The 19,191-nt window shown below is 69.8% G+C and carries 20 protein-coding genes; 11 read left to right on the top strand and 9 right to left on the bottom strand.

Annotated features, from left to right (window positions below; all coding sequences use genetic code 11):
- Window positions 1-1,388: hydrogenase maturation protein (locus VBO01S_RS17730; RefSeq protein WP_062477120.1), on the bottom strand; the 1,388-nt coding region annotated here is incomplete at its 3' end.
- 134 nt (window positions 1,389-1,522) lie between these two features.
- Between VBO01S_RS17730 and VBO01S_RS17725 the strand changes: the two genes are divergently transcribed.
- Window positions 1,523-3,202: a SulP family inorganic anion transporter gene (locus VBO01S_RS17725; RefSeq protein ID WP_062477119.1), complete on the top strand. Its 1,680-nt coding sequence runs from the start codon at window positions 1,523-1,525 to the stop codon at window positions 3,200-3,202.
- 3 nt (window positions 3,203-3,205) lie between these two features.
- On the opposite strand, the gene VBO01S_RS17720 is transcribed toward VBO01S_RS17725, so the two are convergent.
- Window positions 3,206-3,709 (bottom strand): hypothetical protein, encoded by a 504-nt coding sequence (locus VBO01S_RS17720; protein ID WP_062477116.1) that lies wholly within the window; start codon window positions 3,707-3,709, stop codon window positions 3,206-3,208.
- A gap of 39 nt (window positions 3,710-3,748) precedes the next feature.
- Here VBO01S_RS17720 and VBO01S_RS17715 point away from each other — a divergent pair, with 39 nt between their 5' ends.
- From VBO01S_RS17715 to VBO01S_RS17685, 7 genes are all read left to right on the top strand, one after another.
- On the top strand, window positions 3,749-3,955 hold the full coding sequence (locus VBO01S_RS17715) for a DUF3460 family protein (protein WP_062477114.1): 207 nt from the start codon (window positions 3,749-3,751) through the stop codon (window positions 3,953-3,955).
- A gap of 68 nt (window positions 3,956-4,023) precedes the next feature.
- On the top strand, window positions 4,024-4,860 hold the full coding sequence (locus VBO01S_RS17710) for a segregation and condensation protein A (protein ID WP_056578351.1): 837 nt from the start codon (window positions 4,024-4,026) through the stop codon (window positions 4,858-4,860).
- Between the two features lie 20 nt (window positions 4,861-4,880).
- Window positions 4,881-6,464 (top strand): L-aspartate oxidase, encoded by a 1,584-nt coding sequence (gene nadB, locus VBO01S_RS17705; protein WP_062477111.1) that lies wholly within the window; start codon window positions 4,881-4,883, stop codon window positions 6,462-6,464.
- Window positions 6,465-6,536: 72 nt separating this feature from the next.
- Entirely contained in the window at window positions 6,537-7,442 is a 906-nt protein-coding gene (gene panB, locus VBO01S_RS17700; RefSeq protein ID WP_062477109.1) for a 3-methyl-2-oxobutanoate hydroxymethyltransferase, read from the top strand.
- Between the two features lie 19 nt (window positions 7,443-7,461).
- Window positions 7,462-8,304 carry a pantoate--beta-alanine ligase gene (gene panC / locus VBO01S_RS17695; protein ID WP_062477106.1) on the top strand — a complete coding sequence of 281 codons (843 nt, stop codon included), beginning with the start codon at window positions 7,462-7,464 and terminating at the stop codon, window positions 8,302-8,304.
- Window positions 8,301-8,939: a 7-carboxy-7-deazaguanine synthase gene (queE, locus tag VBO01S_RS17690; protein ID WP_062477103.1), complete on the top strand. Its 639-nt coding sequence runs from the start codon at window positions 8,301-8,303 to the stop codon at window positions 8,937-8,939. Before panC ends, queE begins: the two co-directional genes overlap by 4 nt.
- Before the next feature lie 40 nt (window positions 8,940-8,979).
- Window positions 8,980-9,342 (top strand): 6-carboxytetrahydropterin synthase, encoded by a 363-nt coding sequence (locus VBO01S_RS17685; RefSeq protein WP_062477101.1) that lies wholly within the window; start codon window positions 8,980-8,982, stop codon window positions 9,340-9,342.
- A 7-nt stretch (window positions 9,343-9,349) separates the two neighbouring features.
- On the opposite strand, the gene nadA is transcribed toward VBO01S_RS17685, so the two are convergent.
- From nadA to VBO01S_RS17655, 6 genes are all read right to left on the bottom strand, one after another.
- The gene (nadA, locus tag VBO01S_RS17680; RefSeq protein WP_062477098.1) at window positions 9,350-10,465 is read right to left on the bottom strand and encodes a quinolinate synthase NadA; all 1,116 of its coding nucleotides are present in this window, start codon (window positions 10,463-10,465) and stop codon (window positions 9,350-9,352) included.
- Window positions 10,466-10,471: 6 nt separating this feature from the next.
- Window positions 10,472-11,350, bottom strand: a complete 879-nt coding sequence (gene nadC, locus VBO01S_RS17675) for a carboxylating nicotinate-nucleotide diphosphorylase (RefSeq protein ID WP_062477093.1) — start codon at window positions 11,348-11,350, stop codon at window positions 10,472-10,474.
- Window positions 11,351-11,371: 21 nt separating this feature from the next.
- Window positions 11,372-12,406: an NAD(P)H-dependent glycerol-3-phosphate dehydrogenase gene (locus VBO01S_RS17670; RefSeq protein ID WP_062477090.1), complete on the bottom strand. Its 1,035-nt coding sequence runs from the start codon at window positions 12,404-12,406 to the stop codon at window positions 11,372-11,374.
- 28 nt (window positions 12,407-12,434) lie between these two features.
- Window positions 12,435-12,899 (bottom strand): protein-export chaperone SecB, encoded by a 465-nt coding sequence (gene secB / locus VBO01S_RS17665; RefSeq protein WP_056578332.1) that lies wholly within the window; start codon window positions 12,897-12,899, stop codon window positions 12,435-12,437.
- Between the two features lie 128 nt (window positions 12,900-13,027).
- The gene (gene grxC / locus VBO01S_RS17660; protein ID WP_062477087.1) at window positions 13,028-13,288 is read right to left on the bottom strand and encodes a glutaredoxin 3; all 261 of its coding nucleotides are present in this window, start codon (window positions 13,286-13,288) and stop codon (window positions 13,028-13,030) included.
- 20 nt (window positions 13,289-13,308) lie between these two features.
- Window positions 13,309-13,692: a rhodanese-like domain-containing protein gene (locus tag VBO01S_RS17655; protein WP_370681259.1), complete on the bottom strand. Its 384-nt coding sequence runs from the start codon at window positions 13,690-13,692 to the stop codon at window positions 13,309-13,311.
- Window positions 13,693-13,797: 105 nt separating this feature from the next.
- On the opposite strand from VBO01S_RS17655, the gene gpmA reads away from it, so the two are divergent.
- The 3 genes from gpmA to VBO01S_RS17640 all read left to right on the top strand — a co-directional run bounded on the left by gpmA (window position 13,798) and on the right by VBO01S_RS17640 (window position 16,954).
- Window positions 13,798-14,541, top strand: a complete 744-nt coding sequence (gene gpmA / locus VBO01S_RS17650; RefSeq protein WP_013543140.1) for a 2,3-diphosphoglycerate-dependent phosphoglycerate mutase — start codon at window positions 13,798-13,800, stop codon at window positions 14,539-14,541.
- A 123-nt stretch (window positions 14,542-14,664) separates the two neighbouring features.
- Window positions 14,665-16,107 (top strand): S41 family peptidase, encoded by a 1,443-nt coding sequence (locus tag VBO01S_RS17645; RefSeq protein WP_062477129.1) that lies wholly within the window; start codon window positions 14,665-14,667, stop codon window positions 16,105-16,107.
- A gap of 82 nt (window positions 16,108-16,189) precedes the next feature.
- A complete protein-coding gene (locus VBO01S_RS17640) occupies window positions 16,190-16,954 on the top strand; it encodes a HesA/MoeB/ThiF family protein (protein ID WP_062477085.1) in 765 nt (254 codons plus the stop codon).
- A 28-nt stretch (window positions 16,955-16,982) separates the two neighbouring features.
- Here the strand turns inward: VBO01S_RS17640 and VBO01S_RS17635 are convergent, their stop codons facing one another.
- Window positions 16,983-19,004: an AsmA family protein gene (locus tag VBO01S_RS17635; RefSeq protein WP_062477083.1), complete on the bottom strand. Its 2,022-nt coding sequence runs from the start codon at window positions 19,002-19,004 to the stop codon at window positions 16,983-16,985.
- Between the last annotated feature and the right edge of the window lie 187 nt (window positions 19,005-19,191).

The raw sequence follows: 19,191 nt of genomic DNA, 5'->3' as shown, positions 1-19,191 counted from the left end.
CTCACGGGCAGCGCCGACTGCGTGAGCCGCGCGGCCTCGTCGGCGCCCACGCGGCGCGGCAGGCTGTAGGTCCAGTATTCAGAGCCGTGCAGGCCCATCAACTTGTAGTGCGGGTTGAGCACCACGCCGTCGCGGCACCACACCTCGTCGGCCGCGAGCGCGAGCATCACGCCGCCGGCCGCGGCATTGCCACCCAGCGCGGCCACGGTGAGGCGGTCGGTGGTGGTGAGCACGGCCTCGACCAGGTCGTTCATCGCATGGATGTTGGCCCATGACTCCTCGGCCGGATCGGCCGCCGCCTCGATCACGTTCAGGTGGATGCCGTTGGAGAAGAAGTCGCGCAGCCCGCCCAGCACCAGCACCGACGTCGGCCGGGTGCAGGCGAAGCGGTAGGCAGCCAGCAGACGCCGGCATTGCGCGGTGCTCATGGCCCCGCCCGCGAACGAGAAGTTCAGCACGCCGACCGGCCCATGCTCGCGGTAGCGGATGTCGGTCCAGGTGCGGCGGCCAGCGGGCAACTCGAGCGGCGCGGCCACCTCGGGCAGGCCGGCGGGCAGCCGCGCGCCCAGCGCCTCGACGGCTGGCAGCTTGTAGCTCGGCAGGCCGGAGCCCGGCTCGCGCCAGGGCCGCAGCTGGGTGAGCCAGACCGCGCCGTCGACGGTGGCGCGGCAGACGGCGCCGGCGCGGGTGGCGATCAGTTCGCCGGGCGTGCCGCGCAACTCGTCCTCGGCATGGCCACCGTGCAGGTACCACGGCGCACCCAGCAGCTCGTCGAGCACGCCGGGCTGCGAATCGGCCGCGCGCAGCTGCCGCAGCACCGATTCGGTGGTCTGCGTGGCCCAGTCGATGCGGCGCTCGGCCTGCTTCATGAAGGGCCGCCAGCCGGCGGCGAGGTCGGCCGCCTTCTGCCGCTTCGGCTTGTAGGTGCCCGAGGCGAAGCGCTCGACGGCCAGCAGCACGGCGTCGACGGCGGCATCGGCCACCTCGCCGCGGTACAGGTCGCTCTTGCCGGCCTGCGGCGGCACCTTCAGCGGCGACCAGGCCCAGACGTCGCCCGCGTCCATCTCGGCCACGGCCTCGAGCACGGTGACGCCCCAGCTGTCGACGCCGCCCTGCAGCGTCCGGTCGAGCGAGGACGGGCCGCGGTCGCCGGGCGGGCCCGGGTGCACGATGAGGCAGGTGTGGGCGCGCCAGACGTCCTCGGGGATCGCCGTGGTCAGCATCGGCGCGATGACGAGCGCGGGCGCGTGCTGGCGCACGGCTTCACGCAGCGCCTCGTCATCGCCGAGCGCCAGCACGATGCCTGCGGTGTGGCCCCGGTCCTGAAGCTCGGCCAGCACGCGCTGCGTGAGGCTGTTGAACGCGCTCGCGACGAGCAGGATGTGCATGGGCGACCTCATTGACGTTTGTTTCAAAACGTCAAAAATGTATCTGCCAGCCTCGTCGCCGATAAGCTGACTGAAAGTACTCACCGCCGGGAAATCGCCGGGCCGCCGCGACGGCCGGGCCACAATGACCGCACATGTCGTCGCCGCTGAACCTCACCCGCTTTCGCCCCCGCCTGCTGGACACGATGGCCGGCTACGACCGGGGGCGGTTCCTGGGGGACCTGGGCGCGGGCGCCACGGTGGGCATCGTGGCGCTGCCGCTGGCCATGGCCTTTGCCATCGCCTCGGGGCTCAAGCCCGAGGCCGGCATCTGGACGGCGATCATCGCGGGCTTCCTGATCTCGCTGCTGGGCGGCTCGGCCGTGCAGATCGGCGGCCCGGCGGGCGCGTTCATCGTGATCGTCTACGGCATCGTCGAGCGCTACGGCGTGGCCAACCTGCTGATCGCCACCGCCTGCGCGGGCGTGCTGCTGTTCATGGCGGGGCTGTTCGGGCTCGGGCGGCTGGTGCGCTTCGTGCCGCTGTCGATCGTGGTGGGCTTCACCAACGGCATCGCGGTGCTGATCCTGCTGTCGCAGCTGAAAGACCTGCTGGGCCTCACGGTGGAGCGCATGCCGGCCGACGTGTTCTCGCAGCTGCACGCGATGGCGCTGCGGCTGGACACCTTCAACCCGCACGCCTTCGCGCTCGGGCTGGCCTGCGTGCTCGGCCTGCTGGCGTGGTCGCGGCTGTTTCGCGGCGACTCGGCGCTGGCGCGCGCGGTGCAGCGCGTGGGCGGGCGCTGGGTGCAGACGCGCCCGGTGCAGATCGTCGGGCGCATCCCGGGGCCGATCGTCGCGCTGGTGTCGCTCACGCTGGTGTCGTGGGGCTTCGCGCTGCCGGTGGAGACCATCGGCACGCGCTTCGGCGGCATTCCCGAGGGCGTGCCGGCCTTCGCGCTGCCCGATTTCTCATGGGAGACCGTCAAGCAGCTGGTGACGCCGACGCTGACCATCGCGCTGCTCGGCGCCATCGAGTCGCTGCTGTGCGCGCGCGTGGCCGACCAGGTGAGCGGCCAGCCGCGCCACGACCCGAACCAGGAGCTGATGGCGCAGGGCATCGCCAACCTGGTCACGCCCTTCTTCGGCGGCATGCCGGCCACGGGCACCATCGCGCGCACCGTGACCAACATCCGCTCCGGCGGCAGCTCGCCCATCGCGGGCATCGTGCATGCGGTCACGCTGCTGGTCGTCGTGCTGCTGGCGGCGCCGCTGGCGCGCCACGTGCCGCTCGCGGTGCTGGCGGGCATCCTGGTGTTCGTCGGGCTGAACATGGGCGAATGGCGCGAGTTCACGCCCGGCCAGCTGCGCCACTTCAGCCGCCACTACCGCCTGCTGATGCTCGGCACCTTCTTCCTCACGGTGGTGTTCGACCTCACGGTGGCGGTGCAGGTGGGCATCGTGCTGGCGTGCGCGCTCTTCATCCGGCGCATGAGCGGGCTGTTCAGCGTCGAGCTGGTGACGCTGCAGCCGCCGGTGCTCACCTACCGGCTGTACGGCGCCATGTTCTTCGGCGCGGCGGCCAAGCTCGACGAAGCGGTGAACGCCGCCGAGCGCGCGCCGCGCGGCATGACGCTGGTGCTCGACGCCACGCACCTGATCTACATCGACGCCACCGGCGTCGATGCGCTGCGGCAGTTGCACCGGGCGGTGCTGGCGCGCGACGGGCTGCTGCGCATCGAGTCGCTGCAGCCGCAGCCGCTCGAGGTGCTGGAGCGTTCAGGCTTTGCCGAGGAATTGACGACGGGCCAGCCCGGCGCGTCGCACGGCGCGTAGCTGTTACGGCGCTTCGGTGCCCCGGTCGGGCGACGACCCGCTGCGCACCACGCGCTGGTCGTCGTTCAGCGTGGCGGTGAAGACCATCGACGAATTCGGTGGCTGCACCCAGCGCCATTCCCATTCGGTCTCGCGCTTGAGCGCATAGGGCGTGACCTTGGCCGGCTTGCCCAGCAGCTTGCGCAGGTCTTCCATCATCATGCCGGGCTGCACCTTGGCGAAGTTCTCGGGCGTGAGCACCTGGCGCAGCGCGCTCATCTTGCCGTCGGCGCCGATGGTGATCATGTAGTTCTTCTGGCCCTGCGGCTGACGGTTGAACTCCAGCACGCGGCCGTTGGGCACGTCCCAGACGTTCTCGGGTTCGCCGAAACGCGCGCGCACGTCGGCCTCGGTCGAGACGCCCTCTTCGAGCTCGCTGATGCGCTGCGGATCGCAGCCCGCGAGCCCGATCAGCGCCGCCAGCAGTCCTGCCACGAGGCCGATCCGGCCCTTCTGAAATCGTTGCATGCCGTCCCCGGTAAAATTCGAGCGATAAAGGTCCAGTCTATGTCCATCTTCCGCCGCCCCCACTACACCTCCGAGATCACGAACTTCATCGAGGAGATGAAGCAAAAGAAGCCGACGCTCGAGGCCGAACAGCGCGCCGGCCGCGCCCTGCTGTGGGACAAGCACCTCGATCGCAGCCTGCTCGAGGAGTACAGCGAAGCGCGCGTGCCGATGCAGCCGTACGTCTACCAGACCCAACCCAAGTGAATGGTGCCCACCCGGCATCCCGCCGCCCAGCCTGCGCGCACAGCTATTAAGTTGATAGCAACCTCCTCATGAGCGCAGACGAGGACAACGGCACGATCGTGGCCAGCATGCCCGAGGTCGTCGACCAGGTCGCCCTGGCCCGGCTCTACGGCGAGCCGCTGTTCGCGATGCCGAAGGACCTGTACATCCCGCCCGAGGCGCTGCAGGTTTTCCTGGAGGCCTTCGAGGGCCCGCTGGACCTGTTGCTGTACCTGATCCGCAAGCAGAACTTCAACATCCTCGACATCCCGATGGCGGGCCTGACGCGGCAGTACCTGAGCTACGTCGACGAAATTCGCCAGACCAACCTCGAACTCGCGGCCGAATACCTGCTGATGGCCGCGATGCTGATCGAGATCAAGTCGCGCATGCTGCTGCCGCCCAAGAAGGTGGCCGACGGCGAAGAGGCCGAAGACCCGCGCGCCGAGTTGGTTCGCCGGCTCATGGAATACGAGCAGACCAAGCTGCAGGCCGCCGCCATCAGCGCGCTGCCGACCTACGGGCGCGACTTCTGGAAGGCCCAGGTCTACATCGAGCAGTCGATCAAGCCGCGCTTTCCCGACGTCGACGTGGTCGAACTGCGCGACGCCTGGGCCGACATCATGAAGCGCGCCAAGCTCGTGCAGCACCACAAGATCTCGCGCGAGGAACTCAACGTGCGCGAGCACATGAGCATCGTGCTGCGCCACCTGCAGGGCCAGCGTTTCGTCGAGTTCGAGAAGCTCTTCGACGTCTCGCGCGGCGTGCCGGTGCTGATCGTCACCTTCATCGCGATGCTCGAGCTCGCGAAGGAGACGCTGATCGACATCACGCAGGCTGAGGCCTTCGCCCCTATTTACGTCCGGCTGGCCTACTCGCCGGCCTGACCCAACCGGTTCCCACGCCTGTGACTTCCGCCGTTCGCGACTTCGACGTCCTCATTGTCGGCAGCGGCCTCGCAGGCCTCTCGGCCGCGCTGCACCTGGCCCCGACGCACCGCGTGGCCGTGCTCACCAAACGCGCGCTGAACGACGGCTCCAGCGCCTGGGCGCAGGGCGGCATCGCGGCCGTGCTGGCGGCGGGCGACAGCTTCGACGCCCACGTGGAAGACACGCTCGTGGCCGGCGCCGGCCTGTGCGACCCCGAGGCCACGCGTTTCGTGGTCGAGGGCGCGCCGCAGGCCATCGGCTGGCTGCGCGAGCTGGGCGTGCCCTTTTCGGAAGAAGGCGGCGACCTGCACCTGACGCGCGAAGGCGGCCACAGCCAGCGCCGCATCGTGCACGTGACCGACGCCACCGGCGCGGCCGTGCAGCAGGTGCTGATCGAGCGCGTGCGCCGCACGCCCAACATCACGCTGTTCGAGCACCACACGCTGGTCGACCTGGTCACCGGCACCAAGCTCGGGCTGGCCGATCCGTCGTGCCAGGGCCTGTACGCGCTGGACGACGAGACCGACGAGGTGCTGGCCTTCCGCGCGCCGCACACCATCCTGGCCACGGGCGGCGCAGGCAAGGTGTACCTGTACACCACCAACCCTGACACCGCCACCGGCGACGGCATTGCCGCCGCCTGGCGCGCGGGCTGCCGGGTGTCGAACCTGGAGTTCATCCAGTTCCACCCGACCTGCCTGTACCACCCGCACGCCAAGTCGTTCCTGATCAGCGAGGCGGTGCGCGGCGAAGGCGGGCTGCTCAAGTTGCCCGACGGCACGCGCTTCATGCCGAAGCACGACGAACGCGCCGAACTCGCGCCGCGCGACGTGGTGGCCCGCGCCATCGACTTCGAGATGAAGAAGCACGGCCTGGACTGCGTGTACCTCGACATCTCGCACCAGCCGCCCGCGTTCCTGAAGGAACACTTCCCCAACATCCTGGCGCGCTGTCTGGAGCTGGGCATCGACATCACGCGCGAGCCGATTCCCGTGGTGCCCGCCGCGCACTACACCTGCGGCGGCGTGCTCAGCGACCTGGCCGGGCGCACCGACATCCCGGGCCTGTACGCCATCGGCGAAACCGCCTGCACCGGCCTGCACGGCGCGAACCGGCTGGCCAGCAACTCGCTGGTCGAGTGCATGGTGTTCGCACGCGCCGCGGCCGACGCCATTGCGCAGGCGCCGTCGCGCGAACGCGCCGCGCTGCCCGCCTGGGACGAAAGCCGCGTCACCGACGCCGACGAAGCCGTGGTCATCTCCCACAACTGGGACGAGCTGCGCCGCTTCATGTGGGACTACGTCGGCATCGTGCGCACCAACAAGCGCCTGGAGCGTGCGAGCCACCGCATCGCGCTGCTGCAGGCCGAGATACAGGAGTTCTACGCGAACTTCCACGTCACGCGCGACCTGCTCGAACTGCGCAACCTGGTGCAGGTGGCCGAGCTGATCGTGCGTTCCGCGCAGGCCCGCCACGAGAGCCGTGGCCTGCATTTCAGTCGCGATTACCCTTCGCTGGCCGAGCCCACCGCACCCACCGTGCTGGTGCCGCCGGTCGACTGAGCCCACCCTTCGTCACCTTTCGATCACCCTCAGGATGCCCGGCCACCGACGCCCGCAGGGAGAAAGCCAACCATGTCGAACACCCCTACCCCACCCACCTCTTCGTCCGAAGCCCCGGCCGCCACGCCCTACGGCACGCTGCCGCCCGCCTCGCCCCTGGCGCAGCGCAAGCCCGTGAGCCTGCCGCGGCTGGCGGACATGCATGCGCGCGGCGAGAAGATCGCCATGCTCACTGCCTACGACGCCACCTTCGCGGCCATGGCCGATGCGGCCGGCATCGACTGCCTGCTGGTCGGCGACTCGCTGGGCATGGTCTGCCAGGGACTGAGCAGCACCGTGGGCGTGAGCCTGGAGGCCATGCGCTATCACACCGACAGCGTCTCGCGCGGCCTGCGCCGCGTGCAGGGCACGACCTGGCTCATCGCCGACCTGCCCTTCGGCAGTTACCAGGAATCGCGCGAGCAGGCCCTGGCCAGCGCCACCGTGTTGATGCAGGCCGGCGCGCACATGGTCAAGCTCGAAGGCGGCGGCTGGACCACCGAAACGGTGCGCTTCCTGGTCGAGCGCGGCATTCCCGTGTGCGCCCACCTGGGCCTGACGCCGCAGACCGTGCATGCGCTCGGCGGCTACCGCGTGCAGGGCAAGGGCGACACCGCCGGCGCACTGCTCAAGCAGCAGGCCCATGCGCTGCAGGACGCGGGCGCGGCCATGCTGGTGCTCGAGATGGTGCCGGCCGCGCTGGCCGCCGAGCTCACCACGGAGCTGAAGCACTGCGCCACCATCGGCATCGGCGCCGGCAAGGGCACCGCGGGCCAGGTGCTCGTGCTGCACGACATGCTGGGCATCAACCTCGGGAAGATGCCGAAGTTCGTGCGCAACTTCATGGCCGACGCGCCGGGCGTGCTGCCCGCGCTGCAGGCCTACGTGCAGGCCGTGAAGAACGGCAGCTTCCCCGACGACCGGCTCCACGCCTGGTAAGCACAGAAGGACACCGACCATGTACATCGCCAAGACCATCGACGAACTGCGCCAGCACCTGTCTTCCAGCCAGCGCCCCGCCTTCGTGCCCACCATGGGCAACCTGCACGAGGGCCACCTCGCGCTCGTGCGCCAGGCCAAGCCGCTGGGCGACGCCACCGTGGCGAGCATCTTCGTGAACCGCCTGCAGTTCCTGCCGCACGAAGACTTCGACACCTACCCGCGCACCTGGGACAGCGACTGCGAGAAGCTGCGCGCCGCCGGCTGCGACGTGCTGTTCGCGCCCGACGAGAAGGCGCTCTACCCCGAGCCCCAGACCTGCAAGGTGCACCCCGACCCGGCGCTGGCCGACCTGCTCGAAGGGCACTTTCGCCCCGGCTTCTTCATCGGCGTGTGCACGGTGGTGATGAAGCTGTTCCAGTGCGTGCAGCCGCGCGTGGCCGTGTTCGGCAAGAAGGACTACCAGCAGCTCATGATGATCCGCCACATGGTGCGGCAGTTCGCGCTGCCGATCGAGATCGTCGGCGGCGAGACCTTCCGCGCCGACGACGGCCTGGCGCTCTCGTCGCGCAACGGCTACCTGAGCGCCACCGAACGCGCCGAGGCCGTGCAGCTGTCGAAGGCGCTGCGGACCATGGCCGAAGCCGTGCGCACCGGCGAGCGCGACGTGGCCGCCCTCGAGGCGCGCGCCATGCAGTCGCTCGCGCAGCGCGGCTGGCAGCCCGACTACCTCGTGCTGCGCCGCCGCGCCGACCTGCAGGCGCCGCAACCCGGCGATGCACTCGTGGCCCTGGCCGCCGCGCGGCTGGGCAGCACGCGGCTCATCGACAACCTCGAAATCGACACCCCGCTCGCCGCATGACCTACAGCGTCAAGGAAATCTTCTATACCTTGCAGGGCGAAGGCGGCCAGGCCGGCATGCCGGCCGTGTTCTGCCGCTTCGCCGGCTGCAACCTCTGGACCGGCCGCGAGGAAGACCGCGACACGGCCGTCTGCCGTTTCTGCGACACCGATTTCGTCGGCACCGACGGCACGCTGGGCGGCAAGTTCAAGAGCGCCGACCAACTCGCCGACACCATCGCCGCGCAATGGCCCGCCGGCGACACCACGCACCGGCTGGTCGTGCTCACGGGCGGCGAGCCGCTGCTGCAGGTCGATGCGGCGCTGGTCGACGCGCTGCACGCGCGGCACTTCCGCATCGCGGTCGAGAGCAACGGCACGGTCGCCGCGCCCGCCGGCATCGACTGGCTGTGCATCAGCCCCAAGGCCGGCGCGCCGTGGGTGCAGCAGCGCGGCCAGGAGCTGAAGCTGGTGTGGCCGCAGGCCGGCATCGACCTCGATGCGATGGCACGCACGGGCGAATTCACGCACCGCTTCCTGCAGCCGATGGACGGGCCCGACCGGCTCGCCAACACCGAGCTGTGCATCGCCGAATGCATGAAGCAGCCGGTGTGGCGCCTGAGCGTGCAGACCCACAAGATCACGGGCATCCGCTGACGCGCGGCCCCCTTTATTTCCGAGTTTCTTTTTTCCGACGATGCGCTTCACCATCAGCCAACGCTTCTTCTTCGACGCCGCCCACACGCTCAAACGCGAGATCGAGGTCGAAGGCAGCCGCCGCATTCACGGCCACACGTACCACGCGGAGGTGTGGCTGGCGGGCGAGCGCGACCCGGTGACGGGCATGGTGATCGACCTGGGCCTCCTGCGCCGCCGGCTCGAGGACGTGCGCGAACAGCTCGACCATCACCTGCTGGACGACGTGCCGGGGCTGCATCCGCCGACGCTGGAAAACCTGTGCGTGTTCATCGCCGACGCGCTGCCCGACCTGCGGCCGTCGCTGGCGCGCGTGCGCGTGTGGCGCGAAGCGCTGGGCGACAGCTGTACGGTGGAGTTCTAGCCGCCGGTCAGGCGGCGCCGATGCCGGCGACCAGGCTGCCCGGCGCCTGGCCGTTCTTCAGCCCGGCGGTGAACGCCAGCATGCGGTCGATCGGCACGCGCGCGCGCACGCCCAGTGCCGGATCGACGTGGATCTCACCCGCGCCGGTTTCCAGCGCATTCGCCAGTTCGACCAGCCCGTTCATCGCCATCCACGGGCAGTGCGCGCAGCTCTTGCAGGTGCCGCCGTTGCCCGCCGTGGGCGCTTCGATGAAGGTCTTGCCGGGGTTCAGCGTGCGCAGCTTGTGCAGCATGCCGGTGTCGGTCGCGACGATGAACTCGGTCGCGTCGAAGCGCTGCGCCGCGTTCAGGATCGCCGAGGTGGAGCCCACCGCATGCGCCAGTGCGATCACATCGGACGGCGATTCGGGATGCACCAGCACCTTGGCCTTCGGGTGTTCCTTCATGAGCAGCTCGAGTTCGAGCGCCTTGAATTCGTCGTGCACGATGCAGGCGCCGTTCCAGCTGACCATGTCGGCGCCGGTCTGGCGGCGGATGTAGTCGCCCAGGTGGCGGTCGGGGCCCCAGAGGATCTTCTGGCCGGCCGCATGCAATGCGTTCACCACGTCGAGCGCGCAGCTGGAAGTGACGAGCCAGTCGGCGCGCGCCTTCACGGCCGCGCTGGTGTTGGCGTAGACCACCACGGTGCGGTCGGGATGCTCGTCGCAGAAGGCGCTGAAGGCGTCGACCGGGCAGCCCAGGTCGAGCGAGCAGTTGGCGTCCAGGTCGGGCATCAGCACGCGCTTTTCGGGCGAGAGGATCTTCGAGGTCTCGCCCATGAAGCGCACGCCCGACACCACCAGCGTGGTGGCGGCGTGGTCGCGGCCGAAGCGCGCCATCTCGAGCGAATCGCTCACGATGCCGCCGGTTTCCTCGGCCAAATCTTGCAGGTCGGGGTGCACGTAGAAGTGCGACACCATCACCGCGTTGCGCTCGCGCAGCAGGCGGCGGATGCGGTCCTTCAGCGCAATGCGCTCGTCGGGCGAAGGCTCGGGGGGCACGCGGGCCCAGGCGTGGCGCGTGTCGCAGACCGCGCCTTGCGCGGGCTGTTCGTAGTCGACATCGATGACGGAAGCGGTCGTCATGGCGGTTCAGTGGGTCAGGAAGCGCATCGAGTAGTCGATGGCCTTCACATCCTTGGTCAACGCGCCGATCGAGATCCGGTCGACACCGGTCTCGGCCAGGGCGCGCAGGCCGTCGAGCGTGACGCCTCCCGAAATCTCGAGCACGGCCTTGCGGTCGTCGCCCACGGCGTCGTTCAGGCGCACGGCCTCGCGCAGCGTGGGCAGGTCCATGTTGTCGAGCAGCACCATGCGGGCGCCGGCGTCCAGCGCTTCCTGCAGCTGGGCCAGGGTCTCGACCTCGACCTCGACAAAGGCGGCCTGCGCGGCCACGGGCGCCACCGCGCGCAGGGCGGCGGCCACGCCACCGGCCGCGGCGATGTGGTTTTCCTTGATGAGCACCGCGTCGTACAGGCCGATGCGGTGGTTCAACCCGCCGCCCGTGCGCACCGCGTACTTCTGCGCCAGGCGCAGGCCCGGCAGGGTCTTGCGGGTGTCGACGATGCGGGCACGGGTGCCCTTCACGGCATCGGCGTACCGCGCGGTCTTGGTGGCGACCGCGCTCAGCAGCTGCAGGAAGTTGAGCGCGGTGCGCTCGGCCGTCAGCAGCGCGCGGGCGCCGCCTTCGATTTCGAGCACGGGCTGGTCGGCGGCGCAGCGCTGGCCTTCGCCGCACAGCCAGGTGATGCGCGCCTGTGGATCGAGCCGCCGCACGGTGGCCTCGACCCAGGGCGCGCCGCACACCACGGCGGTTTCGCGCGCGAGCACGCGGGCATGGGCGGTGCGGGAGGCGTCGACCAGCGAGGCGGTCAGGTCGCCGTCGGCGACGTCTTCCTGCAGGGCGCGGGCGACGTCGGACTCGGCCAGCGCGGCGACGGCCGACGCCGAGAAATCAAAGCGAGGGCTCATGTCTCTGGAATCTCTAATTTTTCAGGAGGAGTGGCGGGGAGCCGAACCGGCTTGCACCGATTCCGGCACCGGATCGCGCCCGGTCAGCGCCGCCACGGCATCGCGCGGGCTCACCTGGCCGTCGAGCAGCGCGACCACGCCTTCGGCGATGGGCATCTCGATGCCCAGCCCGCGCGCGCGCTGCACCACGGTGCGGGCGCAGTACACGCCCTCGGCCACGTGGCCCAGCGAATCGACGGCCTGCGCCAGCGTGCGGCCCTGGGCCAGCAGCAGCCCGACCTTGCGGTTGCGCGACAGGTCGCCGGTGGCGGTCAGCACGAGGTCGCCCAGGCCCGACAGGCCCATGAAGGTGTCGGCGCGGGCGCCGAGCGCCAGGCCGAAGCGGGTCATTTCAGCCAGGCCGCGGGTGATCAGCGCCGCGCGGGCGTTGAGCCCGAGCGCGAGGCCGTCGCACAGCCCGGTGGCGATGGCGAGCACGTTCTTCACGGCGCCGCCGACTTCGACGCCGACGATGTCGTCGTTGGCGTACACGCGCAGGGCCGGGCCGTGGAAGGCCTCGACCAGCGCATCGCGCACGCCGGCGTGCGGGCTGGCGGCCACCAGCGCGGTCGGGCGCCCTTCGGCGACCTCCTGCGCAAAGCTGGGGCCGCTGAGCACGCCCGCCTTCAATTCGGGAGCGACCTGGGCCCAGATCTCGTGGGCGAGCAGGCCGTAGGCGGTGGGAGAGGCATCGAGCGCGGGCTCGACGCCCTTGCACAGCCACGCCACCTGGGCGCTGGTGCCGCGCAGGGCGATCAGCTGGTCGCGCAGCGCGGCCATGGGCGTGGCCACGATGACGAGGTCGGCCCCGGCCTGCGCCTGGGCGATGTCGCCCGCGCGCACGGCCAGCGAGGCCGGCAGGGCCAGCCCGGGAAGGTAGCGGGTGTTTTCACGCGCGGCCGACATGGCGTCGGCCTGGGCGGCGTCGCGCGCCCACAGCGTGACCTCGTGGCGGGCCGCCGCGTTGACTGCGACGGCCGTGCCCCAGGCACCGGCGCCATGAACGCAGATCTTCATCGTGCGCTGGCGGCGTCGTGCGGCCGGTTTACTGGGCCAGGGTGGGGGCAGCCTGGCCGGCGGCCTGGGCTTGCTGCTGCTCGTACATGGCCTGGAAGTTGATTTCGGCCAGATGCACGGGCGGGAAGCCGCCGCGCTGGATCACGTCGGCCACGTTGCCGCGCAGGTAGGGGTAGACGATCTGCGGGCAGGCGATGCCCAGGATCGGGCCCATCTGGTCTTCCGGCAGGTTGCGGATCTCGAAGATGCCAGCTTGCTTGGCTTCGACCAGGAACACGGTGCGGTCTTCGATCTTGGTCTGCACGGTGGCCGACACGGTGATCTCGAAGATCCCGTCGGCCACGGGCTGGGCGTCCACGCCGAGCTGGATGTCGACGGTGGGCTGCGTCTGCTCCAGCAGGATCGCGGGCGAGTTGGGTTGTTCGAGCGACAGGTCCTTGAGGTAGACGCGCTGGATCTGGAACACGGGATCTTGGGCTTGCTGGTCGGCCATGGCTGAACTTTCGAGGATCAAAACAATGCCCGCCGGGGAGAGGGTCCCGCAGCGGGCTGCAGATGAGGGAACAAACGATTATCGCCCGACGGCCCGCGCACTTTCGTGACGCCCGGCCGCGCGGAGCTTCAGGCGCCTTGCAGCAGCGGGACCAGGCCGCCGCGGCTGTCCAGGGCCATGAGGTCGTCGCAGCCGCCCACGTGGGTGTCGCCGATGAAGATCTGCGGCACCGTGCGGCGCTGGGTGATCTCCATCATGGTGGTGCGGGCTTGCGGGTCGGTGTCGATGCGGATCTCTTCGATCTGCTCGACGCCCTTGGCCTTGAGGATCTGCTTTGCACGCGTGCAGTACGGGCAGACGGCGGTGGTGTACATCTTGACGGCTTGCATGCGCTCTACCTTGGGGGAAATCAGGCTTTTTCAACCGGCAGGTTGGCCTCTTTCCAGGCCTTCAGCCCGCCGGCGACGGCTTGGGCCTGCTCGTAGCCGAGCTTCTTGGCCGTGGCCACGGCGCGCTGGGCGCGGGCGCCGGTGGCGCACACCAGGAGCAGCGGCACGTTCTTGTTCTTGACCGTGCTGGCCAGCTTCTCGTCCAGCAGGTTCAGGGGCACGTTCTTGGCGCCGATCATGTGGCCGGTCGCGAATTCTTCGGGTTCGCGCACATCGACCAGCACCGCGCGTTCGCGGTTGATGAGCTGCACGGCGCCCTGGGCCGTGAGCGTGCCGCCGCCCGCACCCCGGAGCATCGGCCAGGCCAGCATGCCGCCCGAGGTGAGCGCCATCAGGATCAGCATCCAGTTCGCGGTGACGAATTCGATCAATTTCACGGGGGTTCCTTGGATGGCAAACCCGGGATTTTAGAATGCTGGTTTTCCCACGCGCTGCCAAAGGCCTCCGACATGCACAAACTGGTACTGATCCGCCACGGCGAATCGACCTGGAACCTCGAAAACCGCTTCACCGGCTGGACCGACGTCGACCTGACCGAAACCGGCGTCGAGCAGGCCAAGCAGGCCGGCCGGCTGCTCAAGGCCGAGGGCTACGACTTCGACGTGGCCTACACCAGCGTGCTCAAGCGCGCCACCCGCACCCTCTGGCACACGCTCGACGAACTCGACCGCACCTGGCTGCCCGTGGTGCACTCGTGGCGCCTGAACGAGCGCCACTACGGCGGCCTGCAGGGCCTGAACAAGGCCGAAACGGCCAAGAAGTACGGCGACGAGCAGGTGCTGGTCTGGCGCCGCAGCTACAGCACCCCGCCGCCGCCGCTGGAAGCGGACGACCCGCGCAGCGAGCGCTCCGACGTGCGCTACGCCAAGCTGTCGCCCGAGCAGATCCCGCTGACCGAATGCCTGAAGGACACGGTGGCGCGCGTGCTGCCGTTCTGGAACGAATCGATGGCCCCGGCCATCCGCACCGGCCGCCGCCTGGTCGTGGCCGCGCACGGCAACTCGATCCGCGCGCTGGTGAAGTACCTGGACGGCATCTCGGACGACGCCATCGTCGGCCTGAACATCCCGAACGGCATCCCGCTCGTGTACGAGCTGGACGACGACCTCAAGCCCCTGCGCCACTACTACCTGGGCGATGCCGCGGCCGCCGAAAAGGCCGCCGCCGCGGTGGCTTCGCAGGGCAAGGGCTGAAGACGTAAGCAAAAGAAGAAAACCCCGCCTGCCGGTTCCTCCGTGGAACCCCGGCAGGCAATTTGCTTCCAAGCTGTGTATATTGGTTCGACAGCCGTCGACATACAGGACATTTCACTCATGATGGGCCAGAAACTGAAGATCACCGGCTGGGTCGCCGCCGGCGCCGTTGCTGGCGTCCTGACCACCGTCTCGCTGCAGACGGTCGCGCGGGGTTCGCTCGCGCCGCTTCCGCTCGAGGAATTGCAGCAGCTCGCGGCCGTCTTCGGGATGGTCAAGAGCGACTATGTCGAGGCGGTCGACGAGAAGAAACTCATCTCGGACGCCATCTCGGGCATGGTCGCCGGGCTCGATCCGCACTCGCAGTACTTCGACAAGAAGTCCTTCAAGGAATTCCGCGAGGGCACCACGGGCCGCTTCGTCGGCGTGGGCATCGAAATCTCGCAGGAAGACGGTCTCATCAAGGTCGTCTCGCCCATCGAGGGCTCGCCGGCCTTCCGCGCCGGCTTGAAGCCGAACGACCTGATCACCAAGATCGACGACACCGCCGTGCGCGGCCTGTCGCTGAACGAAGCCGTCAAGCGCATGCGCGGCGAGGCCAACACCAAGGTGCTGCTGACCATCTTCCGCAAGGACGAGAGCCGCACCTTCCCGGTCACGATCACGCGCGAGGAAATCCGTACCCAGTCGGTGCGCGGCAAGATGATCGAGCCGGGCTACGGCTGGATCCGCCTGTCGCAGTTCCAGGAGCGCACGGTCGACGACTTCGTCAAGAAGATCGAGGAGCTCTACAAGGAAGACCCGAACCTCAAGGGCCTGGTGCTCGACCTGCGCAACGATCCGGGCGGCCTGCTCGACGCGGCGGTGGCGGTGTCGGCGGCCTTCCTGCCCGAGAACGTCACGGTGGTCACCACCGACGGCCAGCTGGCCGAAAGCAAGTCGATCTACAAGGCGGCGCCCGAGTACTACCAGCGCCGTTCGGGCAGCGACCCGCTGCGCAACCTGCCGGCAGCGCTCAAGAACGTGCCGCTGGTGGTGCTGGTGAACGAAGGCTCGGCCTCGGCCAGCGAGATCGTGGCCGGCGCGCTGCAGGACCACAAGCGCGCGACCATCATGGGCAGCCAGACCTTCGGCAAGGGCTCGGTGCAGACGGTGCGCCCGCTCGGCCCCGACACCGGCCTGAAGATCACCACCGCGCGCTACTACACGCCCAGCGGCACCTCGATCCAGGCCAAGGGCATCGTGCCCAACGTGCTGGTCGACGAAAGCGCCGAGGGCAGCCCCTTCGCCGCCCTGCGCATGCGCGAGGCCGACCTCGAGAAGCACCTGGCCAGCGGCCAGGGCCCCGAGGTGAAGGACCCCGAGCGTGAAAAGGCCCGCGACGAAGCCCGCAAGCGCCTCGAGGAAGAAGCCAAGAAGCCGCCGCAGGACCGCAAGGTGCCCGAGTTCGGCACCGACAAGGACTTCCCGCTGGTGCAGGCGCTCAACCGCCTGAAGGGCCAGCCGGTGCTCGTCAGCAAGACGCAGGTCATCGTCGACAACAAGGACGAGAAGAAGGAAAACTGATCCCGGCGAGCGGGCCGCACGCACCGTGCGGTTCGCGCCACCGGCGTTTTCCCCTCCCCCGCACAGGCCCAGGCAGGCGCGCATGGACGATCACGACCTGCTGCGCTATTCGCGGCACATCCTCCTCGAAGAATTCGGCATCGACGGCCAGGCGCGCGTCAGTGCCGGGCGGGTGCTCGTCATCGGCGCCGGCGGGCTGGGCTCGCCGGTGGCGCTGTACCTCGCGGCAGCGGGGGTCGGCCACATCGTGCTGGTCGACGACGACGAAGTCGATCTCACCAACCTCCAGCGGCAGGTCGCCCACACCCAGGCGCGGGTGGGCCAGCCCAAGGTCGCATCCGCCGCGCAGGCCATGCGCGACATCAACCCCGGCATCGCCATCGAGACCCACGCCGTGCGCGCCGACGAGGCGCTGCTGTCGCGGCTCGTGGCTGAGGCCGACGTGGTGGTCGACTGCTGCGACAACTTCGCCACCCGGCAGGCCGTGAACCGCGCCTGCGTGGCGCATGCCAAACCGCTGGTGGCGGGCGCGGCGATCCGCTTCGACGGCCAGTTGAGCGTGTACGACACGCGCGACGCGGCCTGCCCCTGCTACGCCTGCCTGTTCCCGCCCGAGGCCAGCTTCGAGGAAACGCGCTGCGCGGTGCTCGGCGTGTTCGGCCCGGTGGTCGGCACCATCGGCACGCTGCAGGCCAGCGAGGCGCTCAAGCTGCTGGCCGGCATCGGGCCGTCGCTGGCGGGCAAGCTGCTGATGTTCGACGGACGCAGCACCGGCTTCGACACGCTGCGCGTCTCGCGCGACCCGCACTGCAGCGTCTGCGCGCAGCGGCCCCAGGCCGGCGACTGAGCGCCCGCCTGCCCTCTTTTTTCTTTCGTTAAGGCTGGCGAGCCCCCTTGGCCCGCGCCGCACCGCGCGCGGCGGCCCCGGCCGTGGGCCGGTTCGCCAGTGCCAGCACGCCCGTGCAGTCGGCGTTCTCGCCGGGGCCGGTCTCGATGGTCGCAGCCAGCGCCAGCAGCGGGTTGATGGCGCCCAGCGCCAGCGCCGCCAGGCCGCGGCCGGCCAGCGGCCCGATCTCGACGCCGCCCTTGGGCGCGCCGAAGGTGCCGCTCACGACCAGCGGCGTGCGAAGCGACAGGAAGCTCGCGCTCTTGGGCTCGGGCCGGATCACGAAGTCCAGCGACTCGGTCGCGAGGTTGGCCTGGCCGGTGGCGGTGAAGACGGCGTTGGTGGTGTCCAGCACCAGCGTGCGCCCGTTCATCACGCCCTTGTTCACGTCGAAGGCCAGCGCCGCGCAGCGCAGCTCCACGTCGCGGTCGCCGCGCAGCAGGAACTTGAGGATGTCGCCGCCCACCAGCGTCGCGAACACGGGCATCAGGTTGCCGAACTGGCCGCGCCCCGACAGCACCGCCATGTCGCCCGACGCGCCGCCCAGCCAGCTGGCCACCGAATTGCCGGCGCCCGACAGGTTGATGCGCCCGTCGAGCCGGCCGACGCTGTTGCCCGAGTTCTCCAGCTTGGGAATGAGCCGCGCCAGCCGCAGGCCGCGCACGTCGAGCGAGGCGCGGATGTCGGCCGGCGTCTTGGTGGCGTCGATGCGGATCGCGCCCACGAGCTTGCCGTTGGCCACGCCCAGGTCCAGCGGGTCGAGCGACAGCACGCCGTCGGTCAGCCGGATCTTGACGCTGCCGCGGTCCAGCGGCACTTCGCGCACGTTGCGGATGCGCTCGGCCGTGTAGGCCACGTCGGCGTTCATGGCGTGCAGCCGCCCGAAGTCGAACGGCGTGGTCGGCAGCACCTTGCCGCCGGGCGGTCGCTTGGGCTGGGCCGAGGCGACCGGCGCCACGCCTTCCACCGCGTTGGCGGAGCGCGCCGTGGGCGGCAGGCCGATCAGCGGGCCGAGGTCGTCCATGTCCATCACGCGCGAGCGCAGCGTGCCCGACAGGCGCGGCACCTTGCCGGCCTGGTCGAAGGCCATGTCGCCGCCGATGTCCGACAGGCCCAGCCGGCCGTTGAGCCCCGCCGCCTCCCAGAGCTTGCCGCGCTTGCGCAGGCCGCCGCTCAGCGCATAGGGCGGGGTCTGCGGCAGCACGATGCCCAGCAGCGGGTACAGCGCGCTCAGCGTCTGGCCCTTGATCTGGAACGTGGCGTCGATGCCGTCGAAGCCCGCGAGCTGGGCCACCGTGCCATTGGCCTTGAGCCGGGTCTGGCCGGCGGCGGCATTGATCTCGAGCGGGAACGGCGGCGCGCCCGCGGCGTTGATCTGCAGCACGTTGCCGGTGCGCCCGTCGGCCGTGAGCGGCTGGCCCTTGTAGCGGCCCTTGATGCGGTAGTGCAGAGGCAGCTCGCCGCGGTTGCTGTCGTAGTCCAGGTCGGCGTGCACGTCGACGCCCAGGTGCGTGGCCAGGAAGTCGACGGCGCCCTTGTCGACCTGGATCAGGCCGATGGTGGGCACGGTGCCGGTGTCGGAGGTGTCCTTGCCGAAGGCCCAGGTGCGGCGTCCATCGGATTCCATCTGCAGGCCGACGGTGGGCGCGGTCAGCGCCAGGCTCGGAATGACCACCCGCTTGTCGATCAGCGGCCAGAGGCGGATCTCGAAGCTCGCGCGCTCGGCCTTCACCAGGTAGGGATCGCGCGCCCAGTCGGGGTTGGCGAACTCGATGCCGTCGAAGTGGATGGTGGCGGCCTTCCAGCCCAGGTCCACGTCGAGCCGGCGGGTGATCTCGAACTTGCGCCCGGTCTTCTCGCTCACGAAGCGGTTGAGCGGCTCGCGCAGCGTGTCCCAAGGAAAGAAGGCCACGAGGAGCGCGAACGCGGTCAGCAGGACGGCGACCAGCAGCACGAAGGCCGCCAGCAGCTTCTGCCAGCGCGGCCGGGTGCGAAGGGATTGGGTTGCCATGGTCGATTCTTACCCGGATGCGCGCCCGAACCGGGTCGGCGGCGGGCCGCAGACCCCGTGCGGCTTGGCCTACGGGCGGGCGCGAGGCGGCGTGGAGACAGCCGCCTGCACATGCGTCAGAACCCGCCTACAACGCGCGGCCCTTGAACCCTGCATGATCCGCTGCGGGAAAGCCTCAATGTCCATG

The organism is Variovorax boronicumulans NBRC 103145 (assembly GCF_001591345.1).
Classification (GTDB): domain Bacteria; phylum Pseudomonadota; class Gammaproteobacteria; order Burkholderiales; family Burkholderiaceae_C; genus Variovorax; species Variovorax boronicumulans.
Note: the sequence above shows the minus strand (reverse complement) of the source record. Positions and strands in the feature narration are given on the sequence as shown.

Coding starts and splice junctions, on each gene's coding strand:
- VBO01S_RS17640 (WP_062477085.1), top strand. CDS start 16,190: ATGGACGATCACGACCTGCTGCGCTATTCGCGGCACATCCTCCTCGAA.
- VBO01S_RS17725 (WP_062477119.1), top strand. CDS start 1,523: ATGTCGTCGCCGCTGAACCTCACCCGCTTTCGCCCCCGCCTGCTGGAC.
- secB (WP_056578332.1), bottom strand. CDS start 12,899: ATGGCCGACCAGCAAGCCCAAGATCCCGTGTTCCAGATCCAGCGCGTC.
- panC (WP_062477106.1), top strand. CDS start 7,462: ATGTACATCGCCAAGACCATCGACGAACTGCGCCAGCACCTGTCTTCC.
- VBO01S_RS17720 (WP_062477116.1), bottom strand. CDS start 3,709: ATGCAACGATTTCAGAAGGGCCGGATCGGCCTCGTGGCAGGACTGCTG.
- VBO01S_RS17685 (WP_062477101.1), top strand. CDS start 8,980: ATGCGCTTCACCATCAGCCAACGCTTCTTCTTCGACGCCGCCCACACG.
- gpmA (WP_013543140.1), top strand. CDS start 13,798: ATGCACAAACTGGTACTGATCCGCCACGGCGAATCGACCTGGAACCTC.
- VBO01S_RS17710 (WP_056578351.1), top strand. CDS start 4,024: ATGAGCGCAGACGAGGACAACGGCACGATCGTGGCCAGCATGCCCGAG.
- VBO01S_RS17670 (WP_062477090.1), bottom strand. CDS start 12,406: ATGAAGATCTGCGTTCATGGCGCCGGTGCCTGGGGCACGGCCGTCGCA.
- nadA (WP_062477098.1), bottom strand. CDS start 10,465: ATGACGACCGCTTCCGTCATCGATGTCGACTACGAACAGCCCGCGCAA.
- nadC (WP_062477093.1), bottom strand. CDS start 11,350: ATGAGCCCTCGCTTTGATTTCTCGGCGTCGGCCGTCGCCGCGCTGGCC.
- VBO01S_RS17715 (WP_062477114.1), top strand. CDS start 3,749: ATGTCCATCTTCCGCCGCCCCCACTACACCTCCGAGATCACGAACTTC.
- VBO01S_RS17635 (WP_062477083.1), bottom strand. CDS start 19,004: ATGGCAACCCAATCCCTTCGCACCCGGCCGCGCTGGCAGAAGCTGCTG.
- panB (WP_062477109.1), top strand. CDS start 6,537: ATGTCGAACACCCCTACCCCACCCACCTCTTCGTCCGAAGCCCCGGCC.
- VBO01S_RS17645 (WP_062477129.1), top strand. CDS start 14,665: ATGGGCCAGAAACTGAAGATCACCGGCTGGGTCGCCGCCGGCGCCGTT.
- grxC (WP_062477087.1), bottom strand. CDS start 13,288: ATGCAAGCCGTCAAGATGTACACCACCGCCGTCTGCCCGTACTGCACG.
- VBO01S_RS17655 (WP_370681259.1), bottom strand. CDS start 13,692: ATGCTGATCCTGATGGCGCTCACCTCGGGCGGCATGCTGGCCTGGCCG.
- queE (WP_062477103.1), top strand. CDS start 8,301: ATGACCTACAGCGTCAAGGAAATCTTCTATACCTTGCAGGGCGAAGGC.